Genomic DNA, 24,619 nt, shown 5'->3' with positions numbered 1-24,619 from the left:
TTTATGAAAAAATTATTATCAGTGATGTTGAGCTTAGCGCTTGTACTTGGAGTTACAAGTTGTAACAAAAAACAAGAAAAAGTGGAAGAAAAACCACCCGTAGAGCAAGTTCAACTAAAAGACGATTTGAATGGCAAAAAGCCAAGTGAGATTGATTCTTCGATAAATTACGATGAGTATGTGGACTCGAAGGACAAATTAATCAAGGTTATCAAAAAATTGCACGAAACACGTGGCAAACAAGAGCTTGTGTTCTTGGGCAATGACAAATCGCAAGTCGAAAATTTTATGAATGAATACGACAAGAACGACAAGAAAACTGCCGAAGATAATTTGGTGGTTGGAGATATGAAATTTGTGAAGGAGTCTTCAATCGGTAAGCCGATTTTCTCCATGAAATTAAAATCGGTGTTGAACGAAGATTTCAGAGATGAGCCTTATAGCTTGGAATTCACTTACAAATATATCGACAAACTAAACGAATTGTCAGAAAAAGTAAAAGGCAAGGATGATTTTGAAACGGTGAAAAATTTGGCAAAAGTTTTGATTGACGATTACAGATACGATCCACAACTTTCATCGACATTTGGTTGTGATTTGTTGTTAAACAAAGAGGGAACTTGCAATTCGTTCAGCGAACTTGCCAATGATGTGCTAAATAATTGTGGAATTTATTCTGAAATTTGGTGGGTAGATTCATTGCCTGACGATGAATTGGACAAAAATTCCAATCCATATCGTAACCATTCGATCGACAGAGCAAGATTAAATGGCAAGATGTATTTCTTGGATTTTACTCACTCTACGATTTCACACAAGAACGCAAAAGACTACGGATTTGAAAACAGACCGAAACTTATAATGGAGAAATTACCAGAAGTAGAACGTGGCAAAAACCAACTATACACTGGATATTCAAAAGTTCGTGAACCGATTTTGGTTAACAAAGGATTCTGCGATGGACATTACAGCATAGACAACCCTTACGCAAAATATTCTGACCTAGGATTGGGTTGGACAACTTACGATAAATTATTGGATAATTTACGCAAAAATCCATACTTTAAGTAGTAATAAACAAAGTTTGTAAAAATTTTTTCAAAATAATTTCAAAAAAAGCTTGACAAAAGATTTTTGAGCTTGTATTATATATCCATAAGCAAAACAAATAAACATTAACGTTGATAAGAAGAGTAAACGATGAATGCTTTTACAGAGAGTCTCAGTTTGGTGAAATGAGATAAAGAATAGTTGTTGAAAATGGTCTTGGAGTTAGAAAAGTCGAATAGCATTTGCTTTTAAACTTTTCCGGTTGCATCCGATATCTTGTGCTAGGTATGAATACGTACTGAACAATGAGAAAATGCATATTTGTATATTTGCATATATGTATTTAAAAATAAGGTGGTAACGCGGATATATTCGCCCTTATGTGATGAATGTCACATAAGGGCTTTTTTTATTACAAAAATGAGGTGAGATTATGATTGAAGTATTAAATTTGAAAAAAACTTTTAATACAAGTGAGAAAGAATTTAATGCAGTTGATGATGTAAGTTTCAAAGTAAATAAGGGTGAAATTTACGGAATAATTGGTTTGTCAGGAGCTGGTAAATCAACACTTGTAAGACTTCTAAACAGATTGGAAGAACCAACAAGTGGAAAGGTAATAATAGATGATGTTGACATAACATCATTAAAGCAAAAGGAATTATTGGAAGCAAGAAAAGAAATCAGCATGATTTTCCAACATTTTAATTTATTTAATCAAAAAAACGTCTACGAAAACATTGCATATCCTTTGAAGCTTCAAAACATTCCAAAGAATGAAATAGAAAAAAGAGTTAACGAATTACTGGATTTCATTGGACTTAGAGACAGAGCAAAAAGCTATCCTAGCCAATTATCCGGTGGACAAAAACAAAGAGTAGCGATTGCAAGAGCATTATCCACAAATCCTAAGGTGATTTTATCAGATGAATCTACAAGCGCACTTGATCCACAAAACACACAACAAGTTTTGGAAATATTGAGAAAATCAGTAGACAAATACAAAACGACGATAATAATGATAACTCATCAAATGGAAGTTGCAAAAGACATCTGTGACAGAATAGCAGTGATGGAAAATGGAAAAATCATCGAAGAAAATTCTGTCGAAGAATTATTCAAAAACCCAAAAACAGATGTTACTAGAAACTTCATCAGAAAGCTTGTCGAAGAGGATGAAGAAGAGATAATAACTGACGATTTTAAGGGAGATGTCGTTAGATTAACTTATTCCAAGAAGTCTTACAACAAACCGATATTATCACAAGCAGCGAGAATCTCTGGGATAGATTTCAGCATTATATCTGGAAATATCAACAAACTTCAATCCACAGGAGTTGGATACACAGTTGTTGAACTTATCGGACAGAAGGAAAATATACAAAAAGCAAAAGACTTTTTGACAGAAAATGATATTAGAGTAGAGGAGGTTAAATAATGGATGATTTACTAAATTTGGTGCTTGAAGCAACAGGCGAGACGTTGTATATGATTTTAGTAAGCACGTTTTTCACAATTTTATTTGGCCTTCCATTGGCACTTATTTTATATACAACTGGACAATCGGGACTTAATCCAAAACCAAAACTATACGCGGTGTTGGATGTTATAGTTAACATTACAAGATCATTTCCATTCATCATATTGATGATAGTATTACTTCCACTATCCAAGTTAATCGTCGGAACCAAAATAGGAACATCTGCATCTATCGTGCCATTGACAGTCGGTGCAATTCCATTTTTGGCGAGATTATTTGAACAAGAATTCTTGAATGTGGACAGAGGAATCATCGAAGCATCCAAATCAATGGGGGCAAGTAATTTTAACATATTGACAAAAGTTTTGATTCCAGAATCATTGCCGCAATTGGTGTTGGCGATAACAAACTTAATGATCACATTGATTGGATATTCTGCAATGGCAGGAACAATCGGTGGAGGAGGCTTGGGAGCCTTGGCAAAACGATACGGCTACGACAGATTTAACACAGAAGTATTATTGTGGGCAGTAGTTGTAATTATAATCTTGGTTGAAATTGTACAAATATCAGGTACAAAAATTTCAAATAAATTAAACAAAAAAAACATATAGGAGTGGTAAAAATGAAAAAGAAAATTTTATTAGTAGTATTGGCATTAGCATTGGTATTAACATCATGTGCTAAAAAAGAAAGCAAAAAAGAAGACGGACAAAGTGCAAAACAAGAATCACAAACTACAGAAAACAAGAAGGTTGTAATTGGAGTATCTCCAGCACCTCACAAAGAAATTGCAGAAAAAGCAAAAGAAATCTTGGCAAAAGATGGGATTGAACTAGAAATTAAAGAATTTGATGATTATGTAACACCTAACACATCACTTCAAGAAAAAGATATCGACTTGAACTTCTACCAACACGTTCCTTACTTGGAAAACTTCAACAAAGAAAGAGGAACAAAATTAGTATCATTGGGAGCAGTTCACTTGGAACCAATGGGAATATATTCTAAAAAATACAAATCTTTAGATGAATTAAAAGACGGAGACGAAGTTATAATTCCAAACGATGCTACAAATGGAGCAAGAGCATTAAAAATATTAGAAGATAACAAAGTAATCAAATTAAAAGAAAACGCAGGATTAGAAGCTACTGAAAAAGATATTGCAGAAAATCCAAAGAACTTGAAATTCACAGCCGTTGAAGCAGCAACAATTCCAAGAGCATACGAAGACGCTGCGATTGCTGTAATCAATTCAAACTTTGCGCTAGAAGCAAAATTATCACCAAAGAAAGATGCAATTGCAATCGAAAAATCAGAAGGAAACCCATTTGCAAATATTATAGTTGCAAGAGAAGAAGACAAAGACAACGAAACTTACAAGAAAGTATTACAAGCTTTTGAATCAGACGAAGTTAGAAAATATATCGAAGAAAAATTCGATGGAGAAATAATACCAGCAAAATAGGAAATATTAAGGGGGAGATTGAAAATGAGTTTACACGTACCATTTAGATATGATTATGTAGGAAGTTTCTTGAGAGATGAAAAATTACTAAAAGCTAGATCAGACTTTGAAAAAGAAATAATCACAAAAAAAGAATTAAAAGAAATAGAAGATGAATGCATCAAAAAATTAATCGATAAACAAAAGGAATTGGGCTATCACGTAATAACTGATGGAGAGTTTCGAAGAAAAAGTTGGCATTTAGACTTCTTCTGGGGACTTAACGGAATAAAAAGAGTTGAGCTTGATCATGGATACTACTTCCACGGAAAGGAAACTTATCACACATCAGTACAAGTTGAAGGAAAAATCACAGGCGAAAATCATCCATTCGTAGAACATTTTAAATTCGTAAAACAATTTGAAGACGACAATACAATTGCGAAACAAACAATACCTGCACCAGCGCAATTACTTGTAGAATTATTTAGAGAAGATAATGCAAAGATAACTAACAAAATCTATCCAGATTACGAAAAGTTGGAACAAGATATTGCGAGGGCTTACAAACAAGTTATCAAGGATTTGTACGATGCAGGATGCAGAAATATACAATTTGACGATTGCACATGGGGAATGTTAGTAGATTCTGATTATATCAACAGAAAATACGGTGAATCAGTTTCATTGGATGATGAAGCTAACAGATATTTGAGAATCAACAACTTAGCACTTGAAGATAGACCTCAAGATTTGACAATAACAACACATGTTTGCAGAGGAAATTACGAATCAACTTACGCAGCAAGTGGTGCTTACGACAAAATAGCACAAATATTATTTGCACAAGAAAATGTAGATGCATTCTATCTTGAATACGATGACGAAAGATCCGGTGGATTTGAACCATTAAAATACGTTTCTGGAGATAAAAAAGTTGTTCTTGGACTTATCACATCAAAAAGAGGAGAGCTAGAAGACGAAGAAGAAATAATTGCTAGAATTCACAAAGCAGCAGAGTTCATTTCTCTTGATAGATTGTGTTTGAGCCCACAATGCGGATTCTCATCTAACGAAAATGGAAACATATTGACGATTGAACAACAATGGGAAAAACTAAAACTCATTAAGAAAATAGCTGAAAAAGTTTGGGGAAAATAAGTAATCATATCTATCTCATTTTTATAAATTGCAGGCAATGAAAGTTGCCTGTAATTTTTTGCGCATTTAGACATCATAACTTTGGGAATAGTTTTCTGGGATTTAATAATATTTGTAAAAATTGTTAGGATTTTTGATTTTTGGGTATATATATTTTAATAATATAAGAGAAACGTTGCGGTCATTTTGCAAACGATATTATAAATGTTGTTTTGCAAATTTACTTATCAAATTTGTTTAATAAACTATGTAACAAAAATGCAAATGTTTTCTTATAAATAATAGGAGGCACAATTATGAAATCTTATCCAACAAACAAAATTAGAAATCTTAGCTTGGTTGGGCATAGCGGAAGTGGAAAAACTCAACTCACTGAAGCATGCCTATACTTAACCAATGTGATTAACAGAGTCGGAAAAGTTGAGGACAAAAACACAGTTTCTGACTATTCTAAGCAAGAAATGAAGAGGGGTATTTCTATATCCAGCTCTGTTATTCCAATCGAACACAACGACATAAAAATCAATTTCATAGACACTCCGGGCTATTTTGATTTCGAAAGAGAAGTGTATCAATCACTAAGAGCATCAGAAGCAGCGCTTATTGTTATCGATGCTGTTAACGGTATAGAAGTAGGAACAGAAAAAGTTCTTCGCTACACTCAATCAATCGATCTTCCAAGAATTATTTTCGTAAATAAAATGGAAAAAGAAAATGCTAATTTTAACAAATGCGTTAGTGATTTGCACGTTAAGTTTGGCAATAACATCATTCCATTTACTTTGACTCTTGGTGAAGGCGAAGATTTCAAGGGAGTTATCGATGTTATCGACAAAAAAGCTTTTGAGTACAATGGTTTCGAATTCAAGGAAGTTCCTATTCCAGAAGACAGAGTGGACGAAGTTAATGTTGTATTCGATGAAATTTGTGAAGTTGTCGCTCAAACAGACGACGAATTGATGGAAAAATATTTCAACGGAGAAGAATTTACACACGAAGAATTCAAAAAAGCTTTGGTATCAGCTTTACTTGAAGGTACTTGTGTACCACTTATCGCAGGAAGTGCGCTTACAGGAGTTGGGGTTGATGTTTTATTAGAAATCATCGAAAAATACATGCCAACACCAGATGACGAAAGAGCAAAATACGGCTTCAGACATGCTGACGACAAGCAACGTAAATTCTCTGTTGATGAACCAATGAGTGCAGTTGTATTCAAGACAATTGTGGATCCTTTTGTTGGAAAGATTTCGATTTTCAAGGTAATTTCAGGTAAAATTACCAAAGATACTTTATTATACAATTCAAGCAAGGAAGTTGAAGAAAAGATTGGTGATTTATTCTTCTTGCGTGGTAAGGAACAAATCAAGACTGATGAAGTTCACGCAGGTGACATCGGTGCGATTAGTAAATTAGTTGAAACAGAAACAGGAGACACTATTTCTGATAAGAATGATCCAACTGTTTACAAACGTTTGAAATTAAAACCTGCAACATTATTCTTTGCTATTCAACCAAAATCAAAATCAGATGATGATAAGATTTCAACAGCATTAACTAAATTGCAAACTGAAGATTTGTCATTTGTATCTGAAAGAAATAATGAAACTAAGCAATTATTAATCGGTGGACGTGGCAATGTTCAACTTCAAGTAATGATGGACAGATTAAAAGACGAATACCAAGTAGAAACAGAAGTTGTTCCATTGAGAATTGCATATCGTGAAACTATCAAGGCAAAATCAGATGTCGAAGGAAAACACAAGAAACAATCTGGTGGTGCAGGACAATTTGCTGATGTATTTATCAGATTTGAACCGTTGACAGATTCCGAAGAAACATTCGTATTTGAAGAAGAAGTATTCGGTGGAGCTGTTCCTAAAAACTTCTTCCCAGCAGTTGAAAAAGGCTTGGAAGAATCCTTGGAAAAGGGACCTTTGGCAGGATATCCTGTAGTTGGTGTCAAAGCTATACTTTACGATGGAAAATATCACCCAGTAGATTCGAACGAAATGGCATTCAAAATCGCAGCTCAAATCGCATTCAAAAAAGGTATCGAAGAAGCGAAGCCAATTTTGTTGGAACCTATTATGAAGGTTACAATCAAAATCCCTGAAGAATACATGGGAGATGTAATGGGAGATATGAACAAACGCCGTGGTAAGATCTTGGGAATGGAATCTGACGAAGACGGTAACCAAATCGTAATCGCAGAAGCTCCTCACAAAGAATTGTTCGAATACTCAATTGATTTGAGATCAATGACTCAAGCAAGGGGAGAATTTGAAATGGAATTCGTAAGATATGAAGAAGTTCCTTCAAATGTTACAGAAGAAATAATTAAAGAACAATAAATTTGGAGATGCCCTTATCGTGTGATAGGGGCATTTTTTCGTGGCAAAAAGCTTGCTGACTTACGAGCTTGTGCTAAGAGTTTTCGTCAGATGGGAAGGGCTTGCTTAGATACAAGCAAACATCTCGCTATCGAATATCTCGCTTACGAAAATAAATAAATTCTAAGCTCGTTAGCCTAAAATTGTGAACTCGTGCTGCGCACTCAGACAGCACAATTTTTTAACGGCTAACTTCACTTGAATTTATGATTATTTTCTCCAGAGGATATTCTCAAGCTTCGATAGTTTGCTAGAGTGCTAAGAGATTTCGCGAAAATAAGAAACTTGCTTACATACGAATTTTTGCTAAGAGATTTCGTCAGATTGGTAGGCTTGCTGAGATACGAGCAAACATCTAGCTATCGAATATCTGACTACTAAAATTTGTGATTTCTAAATCTTGGTCTCCTAAAATTTAAAGCTCGATTGCGCTCAAGCGGTTAAATTTTAGTCGGAGCCCTTCGATTTGAAATCAGCAAAATTTTCTCCGTATGATATTCTTAAGCTTCGATTGTTTGCCGGAGTGCTGAGAGTTTTCGCGTGAATGGGAGACTTGCTTACATTGATGATTTTGCTAAGAGCTTTCGTCAGATGGGAAGGGCTTGCTAACGTACGAGCAAACATCTCGCTATCGAATATCTGACTACAAAAATTTGTGATTTCTAAATCTCGGTCTCCTAAAATTTAAAGCTCGCTGGCGCTCAAGCGGTTAAATTTTAGCCGGAGCCCTTCGATTTGAAATCAGCAAAATTTTTTTCGTATGATATTCTTAAGCTTCGATAGTTTGCCGAAGTGCTAAGAGATTTCGTGAGAATGGGGAGACTTGCTTACATACGAGTTTTTGCTAAGAGATTTCGTCAGATTGGTAGAGTTAGCTGAGGGATAGCTGAATTACAAATTAGAAAAAATCCGCTTAATCAGATTCAGGGAGAGTAGACGGGACTAGATTACGTAAAAGTATTCTTCGTTGAAGTTTTTATAGAGTGAGAAGTGGTTTTTGTTGTAGTCTAGTAGTCCTTCTTTTTTCATTTCCATTAGTTCCTTTGATAGTGCGCTTCTGTCGACGTTTAGGTAATCTGCAAGTTCTTGTCTATTAAATGGTATGTCGAATTGGTTGGTTTCTTTTTTTAGTGCGACTGAGCTTAGATAGACGGATAGTTTTTGTCGAATTTTTTTGAAGGAGGATTGGCAAAGTTTTTGTGATAGTGAATAGTTATCGTTTGATAGTATGAGTAGCAGATTTTTGATTAATTTGTGGTTGTAGTCGTTGTGATTTGCGAAAATTTGGTTTGTGTTTATAAACAGGATTTCACAGTCTTCACTTGCGACAACGTCTATGATTAATTTTTCGCCACTGATTGCGTAGGATTCTGCGATTATTTGGAATTTGTTTCTGTTTGAAAGTATCATTCTACTTCCCCAATAATTTGTGATTTCTAATCTAACTTTTCCTTTGAGTATTAGTCCAAATGTGTCTGTTGTGTTTCCAGATTTGTAAATGTATTGGTGTTTTTTGTAGGATTTTTGGTAAATAAAATTTGAGTTTAATAGTTGATTGATCTCTTGTTGTGAGAAGTTTTTGAATAATTCTGATTTTAATATTTCCATTTCTACCTCTTGTGTTGTTATAACAACGTACTTTTTTATTAAATTATATTAAACTATAGACATAAAATCAAATGTGGTTTATGATATATGGAAACAAAGGAGAGAAAAATGAAAAATATTTTAGATACTATTGGAGATACAAGACTTGTTAGATTGAAAAACATAGGAAATGGAAACATTTATGTTAAGGTTGAAAAGGAAAATGCAACTGGTTCAATCAAGGACAGAGCAGCTCTTGAAATGATTAGAGGAGCTATTGATGATGGCTCATTAAAACCAGGAATGAAGATTGTTGAACCAACAAGTGGTAATACTGGTATTGCTATTGCAATGATTGGTCAAAATCTTGGATACGATGTTACAATTGTGATGCCAGAATCGATGTCTATCGAAAGACGCAAATTGATGCAAGCTTATGGTGCTACAATTATTTTGACTGGCGAAGGTGGTATGCAAACAGCTGTTGATAAGGCGAAGGAATTGGAAGCTACTGGCGAATATTTTATGCTAAATCAATTTGCAAATCCTTATAATACTTTGGCTCACGAAAAATACACAGGTCCTGAAATCTATTCCGAATTGCCAGAAGTTAAAGGATTTATTGCTGGTGTAGGAACAGGTGGAACTGTAACAGGTGTTGGTCATTTCTTAAAGGAAAAGAATGAAAATGTAGCTGTATGGGCAATTGAACCAGAAGAATCAGCGTTGTTGAGCACTGGAAAGGCTGGTGGACACAAAATCCAAGGAATTGGAGCAAACTTTGTTCCAGAAATTTTGGATAGGGATATGTTAGACGAAGTAATCACTGTTAAGGGTGACGATGCTTTGGATATGGCAAGGAGACTTGCAAAAGAAGAAGGACTTTTGGTGGGGATTTCTTCGGGCGCAAATGTATTTGGCGCTTTAAAAATGTTAGAGAAAGTTGATGGTCCGATAGTTACTGTTCTTCCAGACACTGGAGAAAGGTACTTGTCGACTGAATTATTTAAAAATGAGGCTAATTAAAAGATTATCTGAATACGGTGATTTTATTTTACAAGAAGATCCTGCATGTCGCACGAAATTTGAAGCGATATTTATGTATCCAATCGTGAGGGCATTGATTTATCACAGAATTGCAAATTATTTTTACAGAAAAAAGCACACAACTCTAGCGAGGTTTTTCTCACAAAGAGCGAGGCGCAAAACAGGAATTGAAATTCATCCAGGAGCGACAATCGGCAAGAATCTGTTCATAGATCATGCGATGGCAGTTGTGATTGGTGAGACTGCGATTGTTGGTGATAATTGCCACTTCTACCATAATGTAACGCTTGGTGGTACTGGCAACGAAAAGGAGCACCAACGTCATCCGATTGTAGGTGATAATGTTGTAATTGGAACTGGAGCGACTGTTTTAGGGCCGATTAAAATTGGAGATCGTGCGAAAATCGGCGCAGGTGCAGTTGTTTTGAGTGATGTTCCAAGTGATTGCACAGCAGTTGGAATGCCTGCAAAAATAATAAGACACCATTAATATGAATACAAATCTCTTCGGCAAACAAAATTTGCTGAGGAGATTTTTTGTTTTGTGATAAAATGGATGTATAAGCAAGCAGGAGGAATTTATGAAAAAGAAAATATTTGCAATTGTAATGGTGCTTTTAATGTTGTGCTCATGCAGCATTGGAAAAAGAGAAGTGTATTTGTATGGAGAAGATCACGATATAAAACCTATTTATAACGAAGAGTTAAACATTTTGAGAGATTACTACAAAAAAGGTGGCAGGAATTATTTTCTAGAGTCTCCTCATTATTGTGCACAATATCTTAATTTGTGGATGAAATCAGACAATGATGAGTATTTAAACAAAATGTTTGATTTTTTTAAAAAATACGGAAATTATGATTATGATTACAATATTGAATTTTATAAAACTATTAAGAAAGAAATGAATGATATTATATTCTACGGTGTCGATGTGGGACATGCTTATGATAGCATAGGTAAGGATTACCTAAAATTAGCAAAAGAAAAGGGCGACAAAGAAGACATCGAACTTACTGAGAGGGCGATAGAACAAGGCAAGAATTTCTATGGCAAAGAAAAAGTTGATCATTTAAAAGCTAGTGAGTACAGAGATAAAATGATGGCTGAAAATTTTATGGATACATATAATAGGACAAAAGGAGATGTTATTGGATTTTTTGGATTGGCACATATAGACGGGGTAGGTTATGTTAACGATTATATGACGAAGATTATACAAGATAAAATTAAAAATCTTCACATAGTTAATTTGTTGAAAAGTAAAAACCTTAAACCAATCTCAACAGAAAAAATCACATACAATGGAAGAGAATTTGAAGCGGATTATTATGGAATTATAAGCCACAAGTACTCTCGATATTCTCACGAAAAATTATACCGAATTAAAGATACGGAATACTTCAAAAATTTTACGACAACAGGTTACAATCAATACTTTCCGTATAATTTTAGCTTTAAAAAAGGAGACATCATATTAACTAGACAATACAATGATAAAGATCAAGAAGATGTAGTTGTAAGAGTTACAAGTGATGGAACAGAAAAACTTTTCTTAGTAGACTACATTCAACCAAAATAAATTAACAAATAGCGATGAACGAGAAAAGTGATGTGTACCCATAAAACTGGACACAATATTTAATTAATTAGTTGTAGTGGATGCTAACCTATATTTTGTAGGTGGCATCCATTTTGTTTTTGATTGAATTCTTTCGTTATTGTAATAATAGATGTATTCTTCTATTGCTTTAGAAAATTCTTCATAGGAGCTATAGCTCTTTTCACAGCCATAATAAACTTCATTTTTTAATCTTCCAAAGAATGTTTCCATAATAGAATTATCGTAACAATTCCCTTTTCTTGACATTGATTGTCTTATACCATGTTTTTTTAGTTCATTAACATAATATTTATGTTGGTATTGCCAACCTTGATCTGAGTGTAGTATCAAGTTATTTAATTTTGGAAATTTGCTAAATGCTTTTCTTAACATATTCGATATTTGTTTTAAATTAGGACTTAGAGATAAGTCATATGAGATAATCTCATTGCTATACATATCAAGTATTGGAGATATGTAGCATTTACCCCAAGAAAATTTAAATTCAGATACATCCGTGGTCCATTTTTGTAAAGGTCTGTCTGCTTTGAACTCTCTATTGATGATATTATCTGCAACTTTACCTATCTTTCCCTTATATGAGTGATATTTCTCTTTAGACCTTTTCCCAAATAGTTTTAGCTCATGCATGATCTTTTGAACTTTTTTATGATTTATTACATACCCTTGATTTATTAACTCCATATACACTCTTCTTACACCATATCTTCCTTTGTGCAAGTTAAATATTTCGGTTATTTTATCTGCGATAGGGCGATTCTTAACTTTTATCTTATCCACTTTATTCAGTTCAAAGTAGTATGTTGATTTTGGCAAATCAATCGCTATTAAAAGATAGTTTAGTCTGTATCCTTTTTCTTTAAGTTCTTTGACAATCGCTGCTTTTTCGCCTTGAGTTGCGCAGCGTAACGTTCTTCTCTCAAGGCGATCTCTTTTTTTATTATTTCGTTTTCTGCTTTTATATATTCATTTTCCGCTCTAAGTCTTATGAGCTCTTCTCTTTCAGATTCATTAAGTTTCCTTGGCTTATGGATATTTTTCTTTTTCATGCTTGTATTTTTAGATTTACAACCTCTCTTTCTATTTACAAGACCATTATATCCATAATTTTTATACTTGTTAACCCATGAATAAAGTTGTCCACGATTAATTCCGATTTCAATTGCTACAGAACCTATTGTGTTTCCAGCTAATACTTTGCTGACCACTTCTAGCTTTTCATCAGTTGTCCACTCGATATTATTTCCATGTTTTAAAATTTCTGGACCATGCTTTTCTTCTAACTTAAACCATTCTTTAATTGTGTCATGAAATCTCTTTTCTTTAACTCCTTCAGGTGTATTAGGCCATTTACCTTCTCTATACAACTGCACACATTCTCTTTTAAATTCATAACTATATTTCATAAAAATACCCTCCTTACTGGATGTCCAGTAAAGAGGGTACATATCAAAAGTTTGTCGCTGTTTTTGTTTTTTCTATTTGGGTATAAATATTTTAGAGGTTATTTGGACATAAATGTTAAATAAATAACCTTGTTTATCAAAATCACGAAAGGAGAATATGATGCTAAAATTAATTAGAACACCTCAAAAATACGTTCAAGGCAAAGACGCTTTGAACGAATTTGCCAAATATGCAAGAGATTATGGAAACAGGTTTTTGTTCGTATCTTCAAAAAGAGGATTGAATGATTGCCAAGAAAAAATAGAAAAAAGTTTTGAAGGAACTGACGCTTTCAGAAAATATGAAATTTTCTCTGGAATTTCTTCTAATGGAGAAATCGAGAGAATGAGAAAAATCGTCGTTGATGAAAAAATCGATGCGGTTGTTGGAATTGGTGGAGGATCTGCTATTGATACTGCAAAGGCTACGGCGTTTTATGAAAACAAACCAGTTTTGGTAGTTCCTACAGTTGTAGCGACTGACGCTCCATGTACTGGACTTTCAGTTATTTACAATGACGATCACACATTTGACAGATATATTTTCTATCCAGATAATCCTAACATGGTAATCGTGGATACTACAATAATTGCCAACGCTCCTGTTAGATTTTTGGTTGCAGGAATGGGAGATGCTTTGGGAACTTACTACGAAGCTAGAAGTTGCAAAAAAGTTGATGCGCCTTCACTTGAAAATGGTGGAATTAGTGAATCAGCGATGGCTCTTTGTAAATTGTGCAATGAGATTTTGTTTGAACATGGAGAAATCGCCAAGAAATCTGTGGAAAATCATTTGTTGAACGAATCTGTTGAAAAAGTTATTGAAGCAGCAACTTATCTAAGTGGTGTTGGGGCAGACAATGGCGGACTTGCAGCGGCACATTCTATCTACAACGGATTTACTGAAATAGAAGGCGTTTCTGCAATGCACGGAGAAATCGTAGCTTTTGGTACGATTGTGCAATTGTTGATGGAATCAGCTCCAAAAGATGAGTTGATGAAGGTAATGGATTTCTGCTACAAAGTTGGACTTCCAATCACTTTGAATGATATGAATATAAAAGCCGAAAATATTATGGTAGGTTGCGAAAAAGCCTGTGTTGAAGGAGAAACTATTCACAACGTAGTTGGAGAAATCAATCCAGAAAGATTAAGAGATTTCGTATTGACAGCTGATGTTTTGGGTACAAGATACTACGAAGAACACAAAAGATTCTAGAAATAAATAGCACACTAAAAAATCATCCTCAAATTTAAAAAGAGGATGATTTTTTGAGTCTATTTTATTTTTCTCCAAAAACTGATTTGATTGTAAAGTTCAATTCCTACTAATATTAATGCCCATGGAATTAATATTCCCATAAGAATCCATTTAATAGGAGCTGATTGTATGCTAAACATTACAAATGAGAATATTGCTATTGTCAAAAATGAAAGTCCCATCATTTTAATAACGTAGGCGAATTTGGATTGTCTGTTCATTATATCTGAAATGCTCGACCAATTCACGTATTTGTGTTTGTAGTCTCCTGCGACTTTGAATCTACAAAATACGAATATCGATAATAAATTCAACAAGATTGCAAGTATTATGAAATAAACTTTTACTCTGAAGAATATCGAAAATCCTAATATTGCAAGGGCAGACAACACGCCCATTATTATAAATGAGAATTTTACTTTTTCATTCAAATAAGTTTTCTTGCTCATTGGTAGGCTCATCAAATAATCGTGATTTTGTCCGTCTAATGAAACTATTATCGATTGTAGGTTCATAGGAAATAGTCCAATAAACACACTGTACATAAATGAAATGCTAAGTGCTACTGCAAGTGATTGCAAATCGGAAAAATTCGTCCCAATTTCACTTCTCATATTAGTTGCGCTAGTAAATGTCATTATTATTGGAAACATTACTGGGAATAAAATACAAGATGTGATAGTTGTAGCATCATTCAAAAGCATTTTGTTGTATTTGAACATTTCTTTGCCGATATTGCTTGGTTCTTTGTCAACTTTTGTTCTTCTAACTGAATTTTTCCTGTTTTGAATGTCGCTCATGTGTTCGTACAAGTTCTTAGATGCAAACTCTAAGATTGCCTTCCCTAGAATCATCTCAACAACTGCCAATATAGCGATAAAAATAATCGCCGAAACTGGTTTGTGAAGTAATCCTGAAATAGGTCCAAGCCCTGTGGCATTTTTCATGATGTTTGAGTTTTGAATAAAAATCACAAATACTACGGCAACGACTTGAATAAAGATATTAAGTCCAACCATTATTTGCGTGTTGAATTTGTACAATGCGGATGTTCTCACCAAAAGTTCTGCAACGACAATATTCAAAATTATTGTAAAAACAAATAAAACTACGAAATTCAAAATTCCGTACAAAATCGCCAAGAATATATTGAATTTGAAATCAATGAAAAATTTTATCGACAACAACAAAATCGGACTTAGTACTGTCAATGAACTTAACATCGTCAAGAAAGTTTTGGATATGAACATTTCCTTTTGGCTGATTGGGAAGTAGGACATCTTCAACGAATCCTTGTTTTCATAAAACAGATTGAATACGCTGATGAAGTTTTGCAAAGTTCCCAAAATCACCAAGTAAAATACGAACAAATCGTACATCTTAGGTGCTTTGCTGTAATCAAATATAAGTCCGAACATAAGGCCGTAAATTACAATCATCATCACAGCGGACATTATATATTGCCTGATAATTTTCTTGTAAATACTTTTGTTATCCGCAGGCTTGGTCTTCTGTCTGATTTGGCCTGTGAGCATAGGATTGATATTCAGCAAGTCGATTTTCATCAATTCTTTTAATTTAGTCTTGTTCATTTGGAACCTCATCGTGTGATTTTATCATTTCAAGATAAATTTCTTCCAAGGATTGATTTGGATGCAAGTCTTTTAATTCTTGAACAGTACCCAAGAATATAAGTTTTCCTTTTTGCAAAATTCCGATTCTGTCGCAAAGTTTTTCTGCAATTTCCAAAATATGAGTGGAGAACAAAACAGTATTTCCTTTGTTGGCGTGTTCTCTCATCATTTCTTTCAAATTGTAAGAGCTTTGTGGGTCAAGTCCAGTCAACGGCTCGTCCAATACCCACACGTCTGGATCAGATAATAGAGCAGCTATTACGAAAACTTTTTGTCTCATACCATGTGAAAAAGACTCGATAGGTTGGAAAAATTCTGTCAAATCAAATTTTTCAGAAAGCATCTTGCAAGTAGCGTTGAATTTGTTTTCTTCAATTTCATAAATCGTTCCGACAAATCTCCAAAATTCGTAAGGAGTCATCTTCAAAAACATATCAGGACTGTCAGACACGTATCCGATTTTTTTCTTAGCTTCCATTGGATTTTCTCTTACATCGACGCCATCGATCTTGATAGTACCTTCTTCAGGTTTTATAACACCAACCAAAGATTTTATCGTAGTTGATTTACCAGCTCCGTTATGGCCGATAAGACCGAAGATTTCTCCGCTGTTAATTGTAAGATTCAAATTGTCCAAAGCAATTTTTCTGTCGTATTTTTTTGTCACATTCTCAAAAGTAATCATAAATACCTCCTCTTGTATCATACTGTATCATAATCGTAACACACTATAGATATCCTGTCAAATAAAAAAGAATTAGCTATTGCTAATTCTAATACGTAAAAAAACCCTCACAGCATGAGGGTTTGTTACTTTGACTATGAGTTAAATAAATCTAGCCAATTCTTTCTATAACTGATTTTAAGTGGTTGAATCTTCTGATAAGTTCATCCTTTTCAAATTCTTTTGGTTGCATATACTCAGTGACTTCGGTGATAGTTTCGTAAAGTTCATCATCGTCATTTTCTTTGTACAATTGGATAGCTTGTGACCTAAGAGCTGCAAGTTCCTTGTAAATCATCATCACTTCGTGTTCTTCTTTATTTTCCAAAAGAAGTTGTTTAAGTGGCCAATTAATATTGTGCTCAGTTGTCACGCATTTGTTTGGAATGTAGACATTTTCACGTTGCATATCCTTCAAAAATCTATTCAAAATTTGATTGTTGAACTTATTAATCATTAGAAAATTAATATCCACACCTTCTTCAGCACACTCAATTTTGTCACCGTCTTCTTCTTTTAAAAGCACAGATATTTTAGTGCACAAATCAGAATCGTCACATTCAATTATTTCAAAATCGTGTTTTTCAGATTCAATCTTCAAAAATTCTTTAATATTTTCAGGCATATTGTAAATTAAAATCGATCTAGCCATAAAACCTCCTTAAATATTCATATCTTCCCAATCAAAATCATCACTCAAAGGCTTTTCATCATAAAAGTCCTTGAACAAATCCTTAGTGTCTTCGACACTCACATCATCGACACACTTCACCAAATTATCAGTGATATCCTTCATATATTCAATATGATAGACACATTCATCTGCTGCAGGAATAAAAGTCGCTTGAATGAAACTTTTACCCACAAATTCCAACGAGAAAAAGTAAGTCTTCTTACCAGATCTCACTTCCTTGTAATTTCTAAGCGCATCCTCTGAAATCTTGTCTATCTCATCTATAACCTTATCAAAAGGGGGAGAGTCGAATGTTTTTTCCGAAGTTTTTAAAATCAATTTACTCTTTTGTTCCAAAAACTCATCAGTTCCCTTAAAAACTCCTTTTTTCAAAAACTCAAGCATAAAAACCTCCTTAAAATTATACATTTAATCGCTTAAATTAATAGTATATAATTCATACTTTGCTACGAAATTAAAACCAACACTTTCAACTATTTTTCTTTCTTTTTCTTCAACAAAAAACGTAGTATGTTTTTGATTATCTGATTTTGATACGTTCAAGCAATTAATCAATAAACTTCGCATGATATTTTCGTCAAAATCATCCTTATAATCAATCCCAAAAATTTCCATTAGTAAAGGCGTGTACACAAAATAAATACATCCTTTTAAAATGTTTTTTTCGTAATATAAAAAAATATTCCATTTCTTATTTGACTTTGAATTTAAAGCGTTGAAAAGCCTATCGGAATTCCAGTAAATATCACTTGTTTTATCATGTAAATCTCGAAAATCATTCCAATTCTCAATATTAATACTAACTATGTCTCCATCATATTCTAAAGGAGAATATTTTTCAAAATTTAAAGTGTATACGTAGTTTTCGTCAATTCTTTCCGAGTCTATACTTTTTAAATACTCAATACTTAGTGCATTATCTGAAGGGAAACCAAAATAAATCGTATAGTTTGGATATCTGGATTTTGAAAATTCAATAAATTCTTCAATAGCTTCTTGTTGATTATTTTGAATATTAAATACATTAAAACCTAAATAATGGTCTTGTTCAATCCAATAAAAATCAATCCAACCTAACACTTCATCATTATTTATAAATAAGAGTATTTTTGAATTTGATTTCGAAAATGATGAATATGCTGATTTGTAAAAATCATTTTTAGTCTTGATACCATCCAAATAAGTTGGAAATGCTGAAGTTGTCAAATCTTGTGATAAATTATATGAAAAGTTCAAATACTTTTCTATATCTTTTAAAGTCGCTTCTCTTAACATATACTATCATTAGAAATCATCCCTGAATTTAGGTGTTTTTCCATTTTCATAAGGATTGTAGGTGTTGATATCACATTGAAATTCTTTTAGTTCAATAATTTTGTCTGAATCATTCCATAAAATAAGCGAAATTCCTTCAAAACTTGAAATGTCACCGTTACTCATTTTACATTCAAAAATCCACTGAACAACTGATTGGTTTTCATGATGAAATATTTGTAAAATATCCCATTTTATAACCTTACCGCGAGTATTCCATTCATCAAACCATATCTTTATAGTTTTTTTATCTGAGTACCTTGGACCCCAACATTCTGTGTAGACAACATTATCAGCAAAAATGTTATCTATTCCAAAGTCTTTTTGTTCTAGCCACATTTTAAACCACAATTTTATAATTAATTCTCTATTATTCATCATAATCTCCCTTAAAAAGATTTCTGTCATACATTAATGATACCACAAATCAAATAAATTACGGTAATTTAGCCTGTACATTATCACATAAAACTAAGCGTACAGATCATCTAACGTAATAAGCTCAACATTGTCATCGTACGAAAAATCTTCAAAACCAGACATGCTAACTATCCAGTAATATTTTTGGTTGCTGTTAAATATTTTCGATTTTTCAATTAGTTCATTGAGTACAGATTTCGGACAAAGTCCATTTCTCCATTTGCATTCCACGAACAGATAATTTTCACTGTCATAAGCTAATATATCAATCTCCGATTGTTTTTTACGAAGAGAATCATTACCCCACCAATTTCCATAATCGGTAGGTAAGAAGCTCAAATCTCCAGATATTATTCTGTATTCCAAGTATTCTATTGAGATTTTTTCGAAAATTTTACCCATATAATCATTTATGCAATTTTCTATTTTTTCTGAGTATACTCTGTGACCTAATTCAAGGTTGATCAAATTGAGATTAGGTTGTACAAATTTGTACCAGAAATTAAACATCGTGTCTTTAATCAAATAAATAGGGCGATTGGATTTGCGATTAGTTACAGGAGTTTTTCTTTCAATAATTCCAAGTTCTATCAAACTTTCAAGATAAGGACTGATTGAGCCAGATTGCACACCTAATTTATTAGATATTTCAGATACTTTGTTATGTCCATGGGAAATCAAATACAAAATATCGTTGTATCTTTTTGGGTCCCTGAGTTCTTGTTTCAATAAATTAGAAGGTTCTTCGTATAATCTACCTTGAACAGACAGAAAATTATTGATTATATTTTCTTGTAAACTAATGGAATCATCAAAAAAAACTAGATATTCAGCAACTCCGCCAGTTAATCCAAAAACAATTGCCTTGTCATTATTAGAATAATTCTCTACAAATTTTGCAGATTCTTTATATGAAAAAGGATTGATTTTAAGTTGAATTGATCTTCTTCCATAAAGAGGGCTTTTATATCCTAAAACTTGGTTTTCCATAAAACTCATAGATGAACCACATAATATCAAAAACAATTTGCTTGTAGTTTTATATTCATCAATCAAATTTTGAAGAACTGAGGAAATTGATGGGAAGGACTCAGCAATGTATGGATATTCATCAATAACGAACGCAATTCTGTGATTCACGGAATATTCGAATAAAAATCTAAAAGCATGATCAATATCAATAAATGCAGGTAAATTTTCATCATAATCACATGCCTTATAAATTGATTGTGATAAATGATTCAAGTTGATAAACTTATCAGATTCTACACCGACAAAATACGATCCAGCTTTTTCTTCCATAAATTTTTGAATCAAATAAGTTTTCCCGACTCTTCTTCGACCATAAATTACACACATGGAAAAATTTTCCTTAGAAAATTCTGTATTTAGTTTTTCTAGTTCATTATCACGACCAATAAATTTCATACTCTCACCTCATCTCTATTATAAAACACAATATCGCACAATGCAATATTACGATATTGTATATTACGATATTGCATTAAAAAAATCAAAATAATAATGAGTTGAAAAGTTTTGAAATAGTTTAGTAATTTTTTGCAACAAAAAAAGCGACAAGTTAGTCGCTTAAAATTTGTATTCAAATAATTCTTCATCGATTTGCTTAAAACCTACAGCTTCAAACATTTTTCTGCTTTGATGATTAAAAGCGTAGATATTTGCCGTGACAGATTTTAATCCATTTTCTTTTGCTAATTCCAAAATCTTTTTGACACAATTTCTACCAATGTGTTTGTTTTGAAACTCTTTGCACACAACTATTGTTATTTCATTGTCATCAGTCAAGGAAATATCTCCAACTAATTCGTTATTGTATTCAATGTAGAACAACTTTCCATGAGTATTCAAGTAATTGTACATTTTTTGAAGCCTATCAACATCGTATACGAAATCAATGTTGTCTACTTGTTTGCACACATCCTTATCTTCGTACCATTTCAAAGTAGTATCGTAATTTTCAAAATAGGGAATAAGTTTGATGTTTTCATTTACGGTAATTGTGTTCATGTTAATTTTCCTTTTTTAATGTAGATATAAAAAAATAAAGTACATACTTTTGTGGATGCTGTATCACTGATTTAAGTGAGAAAAATCACAACTTTTTATATTATCCTTTAAAGTTTTATTCTCACAAAATTCAAATAAATATTTTAATAAACTTATTTTGTTAGTATCTATAGTCTTGTATAAATCTGTAACTTTTTTTTCGTAAATCCAATTTATCTTTGTATTAATTTTCCCTCTATGTTCGATATAATAATCAGCTACAGATTCTATTTCTTCTTCTAGCTTTTTAGCTTTAGCTAAATTAAAAATTGGAAATATCATTATAGAAACAAGATTTCTTTTATCAATGTATTCAGGAACACTTTCTATTTGTTCTTTATAATACGGAAAATCAATATTTATATTTTCTGCTCTATTTAAATCTTCATAAACTATTATTGCAAGATCTTGAGAGTCTTTTTCTAATGTTAATACTATAATGTTTTTAGCATTATATTCTAATTTTAAGAAATAATCTATTATAATAAAGCACCCCTTATATAGCAGGTATTACTTCTGGCGCAAAGAAAAACTCCAACTATTATTATATCTTCCTTGATTTTTATTTTAGCATTATTTAAATTCCGATTCAATAAATATTTTATACAGATTACAAGCTTTAATAAAAAAATTACAAAAGACTTATATCATCATATACGGACTTAATTATGTCATTATCGCATCTCATTGCCAATTCAAGAAACATGATTGTATCTATAACTCCATCTATTTTTTCTACATAATCTCAATTATCTGCCTTTATGTTTACGGTAGGTTCAGTTCGTATAAGAATTTAAAAGCATATCAGACAATGCAATATTATGATATTGCATATTACGATGTTGCATTAAAAATATCAATATAATAATGAGTTGAAAAGTTTTGCAATAGTTTAGTAAATTATTGCAACAAAAAAAGCGACAAGTTCGTCGCTTTTAATTTGTGTTCAAATATCTCTTTTTAAAGCCTATCAATATCGTATACGAAATCAATGTTGTCGACTTGTTTGCACACATCCTTATCTTCATACCATTTCAAAGTAGTCTCATAATTTTCGAAATAGGGAACAAGTTTGATTGCTTCATTGACTATTATAGTTTCCATAGGAAATTCTCTAATTATTTTATATTGTGTTTTGCCATTTTTTCCTTAAAAATATCTGTAATGATTTTTTGCAATTCGTCTTTTTCTTTTTCAGGAAGTTCTCCTTCTCTCTTTGCTACAGCGTAAAGTTCAGGGTATTGATTGGCTATTCTTTCGATTGTTTTAGTCGTTGAGTGTTTTCTTACAAAAAATGGAATCTTTTTGATCCATCCATCTGGAACTAATTCTAATATTTTATCTGCAGCTTCTTTGTCAGTGATTTCTGCTGAAGATAGTCCTCTGTCAATTTCTGCTTGTTCTTTTTCTGTAAAATCTTCTTTTTTCATAAATTGCTCCTTGTTTTTACTTTTTTTTACATATATTATAACGCTAATAGTATTATTTATCAAAATCCAAATTAATTCTTAATTAATGAGTTTACAATATCACCGTGTCTTTTTTCATCGTTTTTGACACTTTCTATTTCTGGAAATTTTTCAGCAACTGGTGCATAGGTATTAGCAGCATTGTATTCACCGTTTGCAATTAGTTTATATAATTTTTTCTTTCCTATTATCTTATAAAGCAAAGGAATAATTATCGCCTTGGTTTTTTTAGGTTTCAAATTTTCTTTTGTAAGCTTGTGGAATACCGATGCATGATGACCTTCTTCTGTAGCAAGCTTACGAAAAGTTTCTTGGTCATTTGCATCCTTTACAGTATCTGCAAGTGCACGATACATTAACACAACATCCAATTCGCCTTGTTGAGATTTCAATAGTATTTTCATATCTTTTTGTGTTATATTCATTTTTTTCTCCTTTTTTAGATTCGATTAGTTCCCTTAAATTCATAGAATAATTTTTTAGTTAATTTAATTTTACCATAAATATTTAGTGGTAATAATTCCATTTATGTATTTAAAGGCAATTGATTCATTGATTGTAAATTTTTTATTCTTGTTTGGCAATACATTTTAAATGTATTAGATTTTAATTGAACTATTTAACCAGTTATAATTGACTATACGTAAATTTTTTACTATAATATATATAAGGAACAAGCCCTTGCCATACGTGGCGGGGCATTTTTTGTGAGGTGGATACATGAGCAAGCCATTTAAAACTTATGATGAGCAAATTGAAATTCTTTCTTCAAGAGGTCTAAATATTGATAATCCAGATAATGCTAAAATTATTTTATCACAATTGAATTACTATAATTTGATTAATGGATATAAAACTCCATTCTTGGACCTTAAGGTTTCAACTGAAGATGAAGATAAATATAAGGATGGTAGTAGTTTTCAAGAAATTTTTTACCTGCACGAAATGGATCGTGAATTGAAGGAAGTAGTTTTTTTTTTCATTACTTCGTTTTGAAAAGCTTTTAAAAACTTCATGTGCGTATCATTTTTCGGATATACATAGAGATGGATTGTATCCTTACCTACAAATCGAAAATTATTCAAACTCAAAACACCAATTAAATTATGTATTAAAAACAATAGCAAATTTGTCCAATACTATAAGTAGAGAGAATAAGAATTTAAACGGTAAGAAACCGATTAAACATTATATAAAAAAACATGACAGTATACCTCTTTGGGTACTTGTAAACTTCCTTACTTTAGGAAATATATCTTATTTCTACAACTCTCTTGATGAGTCACTTCAAAATATGATTGCTAGAGATTTTGGTGAAAGATACAAGGAAAGCTATAAATCTAAAGAAAAAATTAGTAAGACAGAACTTACAGAAATAATTAAAATCTGCAATTTTTTTAGAAATGTTTGTGCTCACGATGAAGTAATGTATTCTTTCTCTTTGAGTAAAATGGGGCAAACGGCTGTTTTTGAAAAGTTTTTTGATGAGAAATATACAGGTAAAAATTTGCATGACTTAATTTTAGTTCTTAAACTAGTAATTCCTAAAGAAGAATACAAGTATTTAGTGGCAGCATTAGCAAATATTAAAAGCAAATACAGGAGAAAATTTAAAAGTATATCTGTTGATTATTTTTTTAGAATTTCAGGATTTAGCGATAATAGTTTGAAATAAAAAAATATAGTATTTGATGATGATAATTTCATTCATGGATTTGGCATTTAATATTAACTAGAGTTCTACTATACAAAAACCCGACAATTATCAATTGTGATAAAGCCGGGTTTTAAATTTAAA

General features: G+C 32.2%; 27 protein-coding genes and 1 other annotated feature. Of the genes, 12 read left to right on the top strand and 15 right to left on the bottom strand.

From position 1 onward, the window contains the following. Nucleotides 1-3 precede the first annotated feature (3 nt). The 6 genes from HMPREF0391_RS02465 to fusA all read left to right on the top strand — a co-directional run bounded on the left by HMPREF0391_RS02465 (nucleotide 4) and on the right by fusA (nucleotide 7,492). Complete coding sequence (locus HMPREF0391_RS02465) at nucleotides 4-1,071, top strand: hypothetical protein (RefSeq protein ID WP_002835269.1); 1,068 nt, start codon at nucleotides 4-6, stop codon at nucleotides 1,069-1,071. Between the two features lie 101 nt (nucleotides 1,072-1,172). Continuing rightward, nucleotides 1,173-1,433 (top strand) — a binding site (T-box leader). A gap of 50 nt (nucleotides 1,434-1,483) precedes the next feature. Continuing rightward, complete coding sequence (locus tag HMPREF0391_RS02460; RefSeq protein WP_002835268.1) at nucleotides 1,484-2,488, top strand: methionine ABC transporter ATP-binding protein; 1,005 nt, start codon at nucleotides 1,484-1,486, stop codon at nucleotides 2,486-2,488. Further along, complete coding sequence (locus HMPREF0391_RS02455) at nucleotides 2,488-3,144, top strand: methionine ABC transporter permease (protein ID WP_002835267.1); 657 nt, start codon at nucleotides 2,488-2,490, stop codon at nucleotides 3,142-3,144. Before HMPREF0391_RS02460 ends, HMPREF0391_RS02455 begins: the two co-directional genes overlap by 1 nt. A gap of 11 nt (nucleotides 3,145-3,155) precedes the next feature. Further along, nucleotides 3,156-3,998: a MetQ/NlpA family ABC transporter substrate-binding protein gene (locus HMPREF0391_RS02450; protein WP_035109166.1), complete on the top strand. Its 843-nt coding sequence runs from the start codon at nucleotides 3,156-3,158 to the stop codon at nucleotides 3,996-3,998. A gap of 24 nt (nucleotides 3,999-4,022) precedes the next feature. Next, nucleotides 4,023-5,138, top strand: a complete 1,116-nt coding sequence (locus HMPREF0391_RS02445; protein WP_002835265.1) for a 5-methyltetrahydropteroyltriglutamate--homocysteine S-methyltransferase — start codon at nucleotides 4,023-4,025, stop codon at nucleotides 5,136-5,138. A gap of 296 nt (nucleotides 5,139-5,434) precedes the next feature. Next, nucleotides 5,435-7,492: an elongation factor G gene (fusA, locus tag HMPREF0391_RS02440; protein ID WP_002835264.1), complete on the top strand. Its 2,058-nt coding sequence runs from the start codon at nucleotides 5,435-5,437 to the stop codon at nucleotides 7,490-7,492. 981 nt (nucleotides 7,493-8,473) lie between these two features. On the opposite strand, the gene HMPREF0391_RS02435 is transcribed toward fusA, so the two are convergent. Continuing rightward, complete coding sequence (locus tag HMPREF0391_RS02435; RefSeq protein ID WP_002835263.1) at nucleotides 8,474-9,139, bottom strand: Crp/Fnr family transcriptional regulator; 666 nt, start codon at nucleotides 9,137-9,139, stop codon at nucleotides 8,474-8,476. A 108-nt stretch (nucleotides 9,140-9,247) separates the two neighbouring features. Between HMPREF0391_RS02435 and cysK the strand changes: the two genes are divergently transcribed. The 3 genes from cysK (at nucleotide 9,248) to HMPREF0391_RS02420 (ending at nucleotide 11,748) form a co-directional block, all read left to right on the top strand. Then, entirely contained in the window at nucleotides 9,248-10,144 is an 897-nt protein-coding gene (gene cysK / locus HMPREF0391_RS02430) for a cysteine synthase A (RefSeq protein WP_035109164.1), read from the top strand. Further along, nucleotides 10,131-10,655 (top strand): serine O-acetyltransferase EpsC, encoded by a 525-nt coding sequence (epsC, locus tag HMPREF0391_RS02425; RefSeq protein WP_002835261.1) that lies wholly within the window; start codon nucleotides 10,131-10,133, stop codon nucleotides 10,653-10,655. Before cysK ends, epsC begins: the two co-directional genes overlap by 14 nt. A gap of 91 nt (nucleotides 10,656-10,746) precedes the next feature. Beyond that, complete coding sequence (locus tag HMPREF0391_RS02420) at nucleotides 10,747-11,748, top strand: hypothetical protein (protein ID WP_002835259.1); 1,002 nt, start codon at nucleotides 10,747-10,749, stop codon at nucleotides 11,746-11,748. Nucleotides 11,749-11,811: 63 nt separating this feature from the next. On the opposite strand, the gene HMPREF0391_RS02415 is transcribed toward HMPREF0391_RS02420, so the two are convergent. Next, nucleotides 11,812-12,666: an IS3 family transposase gene (locus tag HMPREF0391_RS02415; RefSeq protein WP_035109162.1), complete on the bottom strand. Its 855-nt coding sequence runs from the start codon at nucleotides 12,664-12,666 to the stop codon at nucleotides 11,812-11,814. Further along, nucleotides 12,630-13,196, bottom strand: coding sequence for a helix-turn-helix domain-containing protein (locus HMPREF0391_RS02410; protein ID WP_035109160.1), 567 nt, complete (start codon nucleotides 13,194-13,196; stop codon nucleotides 12,630-12,632). Before HMPREF0391_RS02410 ends, HMPREF0391_RS02415 begins: the two co-directional genes overlap by 37 nt. Before the next feature lie 160 nt (nucleotides 13,197-13,356). Here HMPREF0391_RS02410 and HMPREF0391_RS02405 point away from each other — a divergent pair, with 160 nt between their 5' ends. Further along, nucleotides 13,357-14,454 (top strand): glycerol dehydrogenase, encoded by a 1,098-nt coding sequence (locus HMPREF0391_RS02405; protein ID WP_035109158.1) that lies wholly within the window; start codon nucleotides 13,357-13,359, stop codon nucleotides 14,452-14,454. Nucleotides 14,455-14,513: 59 nt separating this feature from the next. On the opposite strand, the gene HMPREF0391_RS02400 is transcribed toward HMPREF0391_RS02405, so the two are convergent. The 12 genes from HMPREF0391_RS02400 to HMPREF0391_RS02350 all read right to left on the bottom strand — a co-directional run bounded on the left by HMPREF0391_RS02400 (nucleotide 14,514) and on the right by HMPREF0391_RS02350 (nucleotide 23,246). Beyond that, nucleotides 14,514-16,088 (bottom strand): hypothetical protein, encoded by a 1,575-nt coding sequence (locus tag HMPREF0391_RS02400; RefSeq protein ID WP_002835254.1) that lies wholly within the window; start codon nucleotides 16,086-16,088, stop codon nucleotides 14,514-14,516. Then, nucleotides 16,075-16,815, bottom strand: a complete 741-nt coding sequence (locus tag HMPREF0391_RS02395; protein WP_035109155.1) for an ABC transporter ATP-binding protein — start codon at nucleotides 16,813-16,815, stop codon at nucleotides 16,075-16,077. Before HMPREF0391_RS02395 ends, HMPREF0391_RS02400 begins: the two co-directional genes overlap by 14 nt. Before the next feature lie 151 nt (nucleotides 16,816-16,966). After that, nucleotides 16,967-17,506, bottom strand: a complete 540-nt coding sequence (locus HMPREF0391_RS02390) for a DUF3783 domain-containing protein (protein WP_002835252.1) — start codon at nucleotides 17,504-17,506, stop codon at nucleotides 16,967-16,969. Between the two features lie 9 nt (nucleotides 17,507-17,515). Then, complete coding sequence (locus tag HMPREF0391_RS02385) at nucleotides 17,516-17,932, bottom strand: hypothetical protein (protein WP_035109152.1); 417 nt, start codon at nucleotides 17,930-17,932, stop codon at nucleotides 17,516-17,518. Nucleotides 17,933-17,956: 24 nt separating this feature from the next. Further along, nucleotides 17,957-18,823 carry a hypothetical protein gene (locus HMPREF0391_RS02380; protein ID WP_002835250.1) on the bottom strand — a complete coding sequence of 289 codons (867 nt, stop codon included), beginning with the start codon at nucleotides 18,821-18,823 and terminating at the stop codon, nucleotides 17,957-17,959. Between the two features lie 9 nt (nucleotides 18,824-18,832). Continuing rightward, nucleotides 18,833-19,240, bottom strand: a complete 408-nt coding sequence (locus tag HMPREF0391_RS02375) for a nuclear transport factor 2 family protein (protein ID WP_035109150.1) — start codon at nucleotides 19,238-19,240, stop codon at nucleotides 18,833-18,835. Nucleotides 19,241-19,333: 93 nt separating this feature from the next. Next, nucleotides 19,334-20,710 carry an ATP-binding protein gene (locus HMPREF0391_RS02370; protein WP_002835247.1) on the bottom strand — a complete coding sequence of 459 codons (1,377 nt, stop codon included), beginning with the start codon at nucleotides 20,708-20,710 and terminating at the stop codon, nucleotides 19,334-19,336. Nucleotides 20,711-20,872: 162 nt separating this feature from the next. Beyond that, a complete protein-coding gene (locus HMPREF0391_RS02365; RefSeq protein ID WP_002835246.1) occupies nucleotides 20,873-21,313 on the bottom strand; it encodes a GNAT family N-acetyltransferase in 441 nt (146 codons plus the stop codon). Nucleotides 21,314-21,376: 63 nt separating this feature from the next. Then, nucleotides 21,377-21,634 carry a hypothetical protein gene (locus HMPREF0391_RS09555; protein ID WP_002835245.1) on the bottom strand — a complete coding sequence of 86 codons (258 nt, stop codon included), beginning with the start codon at nucleotides 21,632-21,634 and terminating at the stop codon, nucleotides 21,377-21,379. 678 nt (nucleotides 21,635-22,312) lie between these two features. Next, complete coding sequence (locus HMPREF0391_RS09415) at nucleotides 22,313-22,456, bottom strand: hypothetical protein (RefSeq protein WP_002835244.1); 144 nt, start codon at nucleotides 22,454-22,456, stop codon at nucleotides 22,313-22,315. Nucleotides 22,457-22,470: 14 nt separating this feature from the next. Continuing rightward, nucleotides 22,471-22,782: a hypothetical protein gene (locus tag HMPREF0391_RS02355; RefSeq protein WP_035109149.1), complete on the bottom strand. Its 312-nt coding sequence runs from the start codon at nucleotides 22,780-22,782 to the stop codon at nucleotides 22,471-22,473. Between the two features lie 71 nt (nucleotides 22,783-22,853). Further along, nucleotides 22,854-23,246, bottom strand: a complete 393-nt coding sequence (locus HMPREF0391_RS02350) for a ferritin family protein (protein ID WP_002835242.1) — start codon at nucleotides 23,244-23,246, stop codon at nucleotides 22,854-22,856. Between the two features lie 295 nt (nucleotides 23,247-23,541). Between HMPREF0391_RS02350 and HMPREF0391_RS09550 the strand changes: the two genes are divergently transcribed. Further along, complete coding sequence (locus HMPREF0391_RS09550; protein ID WP_002835241.1) at nucleotides 23,542-23,817, top strand: Abi family protein; 276 nt, start codon at nucleotides 23,542-23,544, stop codon at nucleotides 23,815-23,817. A 40-nt stretch (nucleotides 23,818-23,857) separates the two neighbouring features. Then, nucleotides 23,858-24,496 (top strand): Abi family protein, encoded by a 639-nt coding sequence (locus tag HMPREF0391_RS02345; RefSeq protein ID WP_230454545.1) that lies wholly within the window; start codon nucleotides 23,858-23,860, stop codon nucleotides 24,494-24,496. The last annotated feature ends 123 nt before the right edge of the window (nucleotides 24,497-24,619 follow it).

It is taken from the genome of Finegoldia magna ATCC 53516 (genome assembly GCF_000159695.1).
Taxonomy (GTDB): Bacteria; Bacillota; Clostridia; order Tissierellales; family Peptoniphilaceae; genus Finegoldia; species Finegoldia magna_F.
The sequence above is the reverse complement of the archived record's forward strand: the minus strand, read 5'-3'. Positions and strand labels throughout refer to the sequence as shown.

What these genes read in the sequence shown, in the direction of transcription:
- HMPREF0391_RS02460 (WP_002835268.1), top strand. Translation starts at nt 1,484, where the DNA reads ATGATTGAAGTATTAAATTTGAAAAAAACTTTTAATACAAGTGAGAAA.
- HMPREF0391_RS02375 (WP_035109150.1), bottom strand. Translation starts at nt 19,240, where the DNA reads ATGAATAATAGAGAATTAATTATAAAATTGTGGTTTAAAATGTGGCTA.
- HMPREF0391_RS02370 (WP_002835247.1), bottom strand. Translation starts at nt 20,710, where the DNA reads ATGAAATTTATTGGTCGTGATAATGAACTAGAAAAACTAAATACAGAA.
- HMPREF0391_RS02450 (WP_035109166.1), top strand. Translation starts at nt 3,156, where the DNA reads ATGAAAAAGAAAATTTTATTAGTAGTATTGGCATTAGCATTGGTATTA.
- HMPREF0391_RS02465 (WP_002835269.1), top strand. Translation starts at nt 4, where the DNA reads ATGAAAAAATTATTATCAGTGATGTTGAGCTTAGCGCTTGTACTTGGA.
- HMPREF0391_RS02405 (WP_035109158.1), top strand. Translation starts at nt 13,357, where the DNA reads ATGCTAAAATTAATTAGAACACCTCAAAAATACGTTCAAGGCAAAGAC.
- HMPREF0391_RS09550 (WP_002835241.1), top strand. Translation starts at nt 23,542, where the DNA reads ATGAGCAAGCCATTTAAAACTTATGATGAGCAAATTGAAATTCTTTCT.
- HMPREF0391_RS02380 (WP_002835250.1), bottom strand. Translation starts at nt 18,823, where the DNA reads ATGTTAAGAGAAGCGACTTTAAAAGATATAGAAAAGTATTTGAACTTT.
- HMPREF0391_RS02350 (WP_002835242.1), bottom strand. Translation starts at nt 23,246, where the DNA reads ATGAATATAACACAAAAAGATATGAAAATACTATTGAAATCTCAACAA.
- HMPREF0391_RS02420 (WP_002835259.1), top strand. Translation starts at nt 10,747, where the DNA reads ATGAAAAAGAAAATATTTGCAATTGTAATGGTGCTTTTAATGTTGTGC.
- HMPREF0391_RS02400 (WP_002835254.1), bottom strand. Translation starts at nt 16,088, where the DNA reads ATGAACAAGACTAAATTAAAAGAATTGATGAAAATCGACTTGCTGAAT.
- HMPREF0391_RS02410 (WP_035109160.1), bottom strand. Translation starts at nt 13,196, where the DNA reads ATGAAATATAGTTATGAATTTAAAAGAGAATGTGTGCAGTTGTATAGA.
- HMPREF0391_RS02435 (WP_002835263.1), bottom strand. Translation starts at nt 9,139, where the DNA reads ATGGAAATATTAAAATCAGAATTATTCAAAAACTTCTCACAACAAGAG.
- HMPREF0391_RS02455 (WP_002835267.1), top strand. Translation starts at nt 2,488, where the DNA reads ATGGATGATTTACTAAATTTGGTGCTTGAAGCAACAGGCGAGACGTTG.
- HMPREF0391_RS02445 (WP_002835265.1), top strand. Translation starts at nt 4,023, where the DNA reads ATGAGTTTACACGTACCATTTAGATATGATTATGTAGGAAGTTTCTTG.
- cysK (WP_035109164.1), top strand. Translation starts at nt 9,248, where the DNA reads ATGAAAAATATTTTAGATACTATTGGAGATACAAGACTTGTTAGATTG.
- HMPREF0391_RS02385 (WP_035109152.1), bottom strand. Translation starts at nt 17,932, where the DNA reads ATGCTTGAGTTTTTGAAAAAAGGAGTTTTTAAGGGAACTGATGAGTTT.
- HMPREF0391_RS02390 (WP_002835252.1), bottom strand. Translation starts at nt 17,506, where the DNA reads ATGGCTAGATCGATTTTAATTTACAATATGCCTGAAAATATTAAAGAA.
- HMPREF0391_RS02365 (WP_002835246.1), bottom strand. Translation starts at nt 21,313, where the DNA reads ATGAACACAATTACCGTAAATGAAAACATCAAACTTATTCCCTATTTT.
- HMPREF0391_RS09555 (WP_002835245.1), bottom strand. Translation starts at nt 21,634, where the DNA reads ATGATATTTCCAATTTTTAATTTAGCTAAAGCTAAAAAGCTAGAAGAA.
- fusA (WP_002835264.1), top strand. Translation starts at nt 5,435, where the DNA reads ATGAAATCTTATCCAACAAACAAAATTAGAAATCTTAGCTTGGTTGGG.
- HMPREF0391_RS09415 (WP_002835244.1), bottom strand. Translation starts at nt 22,456, where the DNA reads ATGGAAACTATAATAGTCAATGAAGCAATCAAACTTGTTCCCTATTTC.
- HMPREF0391_RS02355 (WP_035109149.1), bottom strand. Translation starts at nt 22,782, where the DNA reads ATGAAAAAAGAAGATTTTACAGAAAAAGAACAAGCAGAAATTGACAGA.
- epsC (WP_002835261.1), top strand. Translation starts at nt 10,131, where the DNA reads ATGAGGCTAATTAAAAGATTATCTGAATACGGTGATTTTATTTTACAA.
- HMPREF0391_RS02395 (WP_035109155.1), bottom strand. Translation starts at nt 16,815, where the DNA reads ATGATTACTTTTGAGAATGTGACAAAAAAATACGACAGAAAAATTGCT.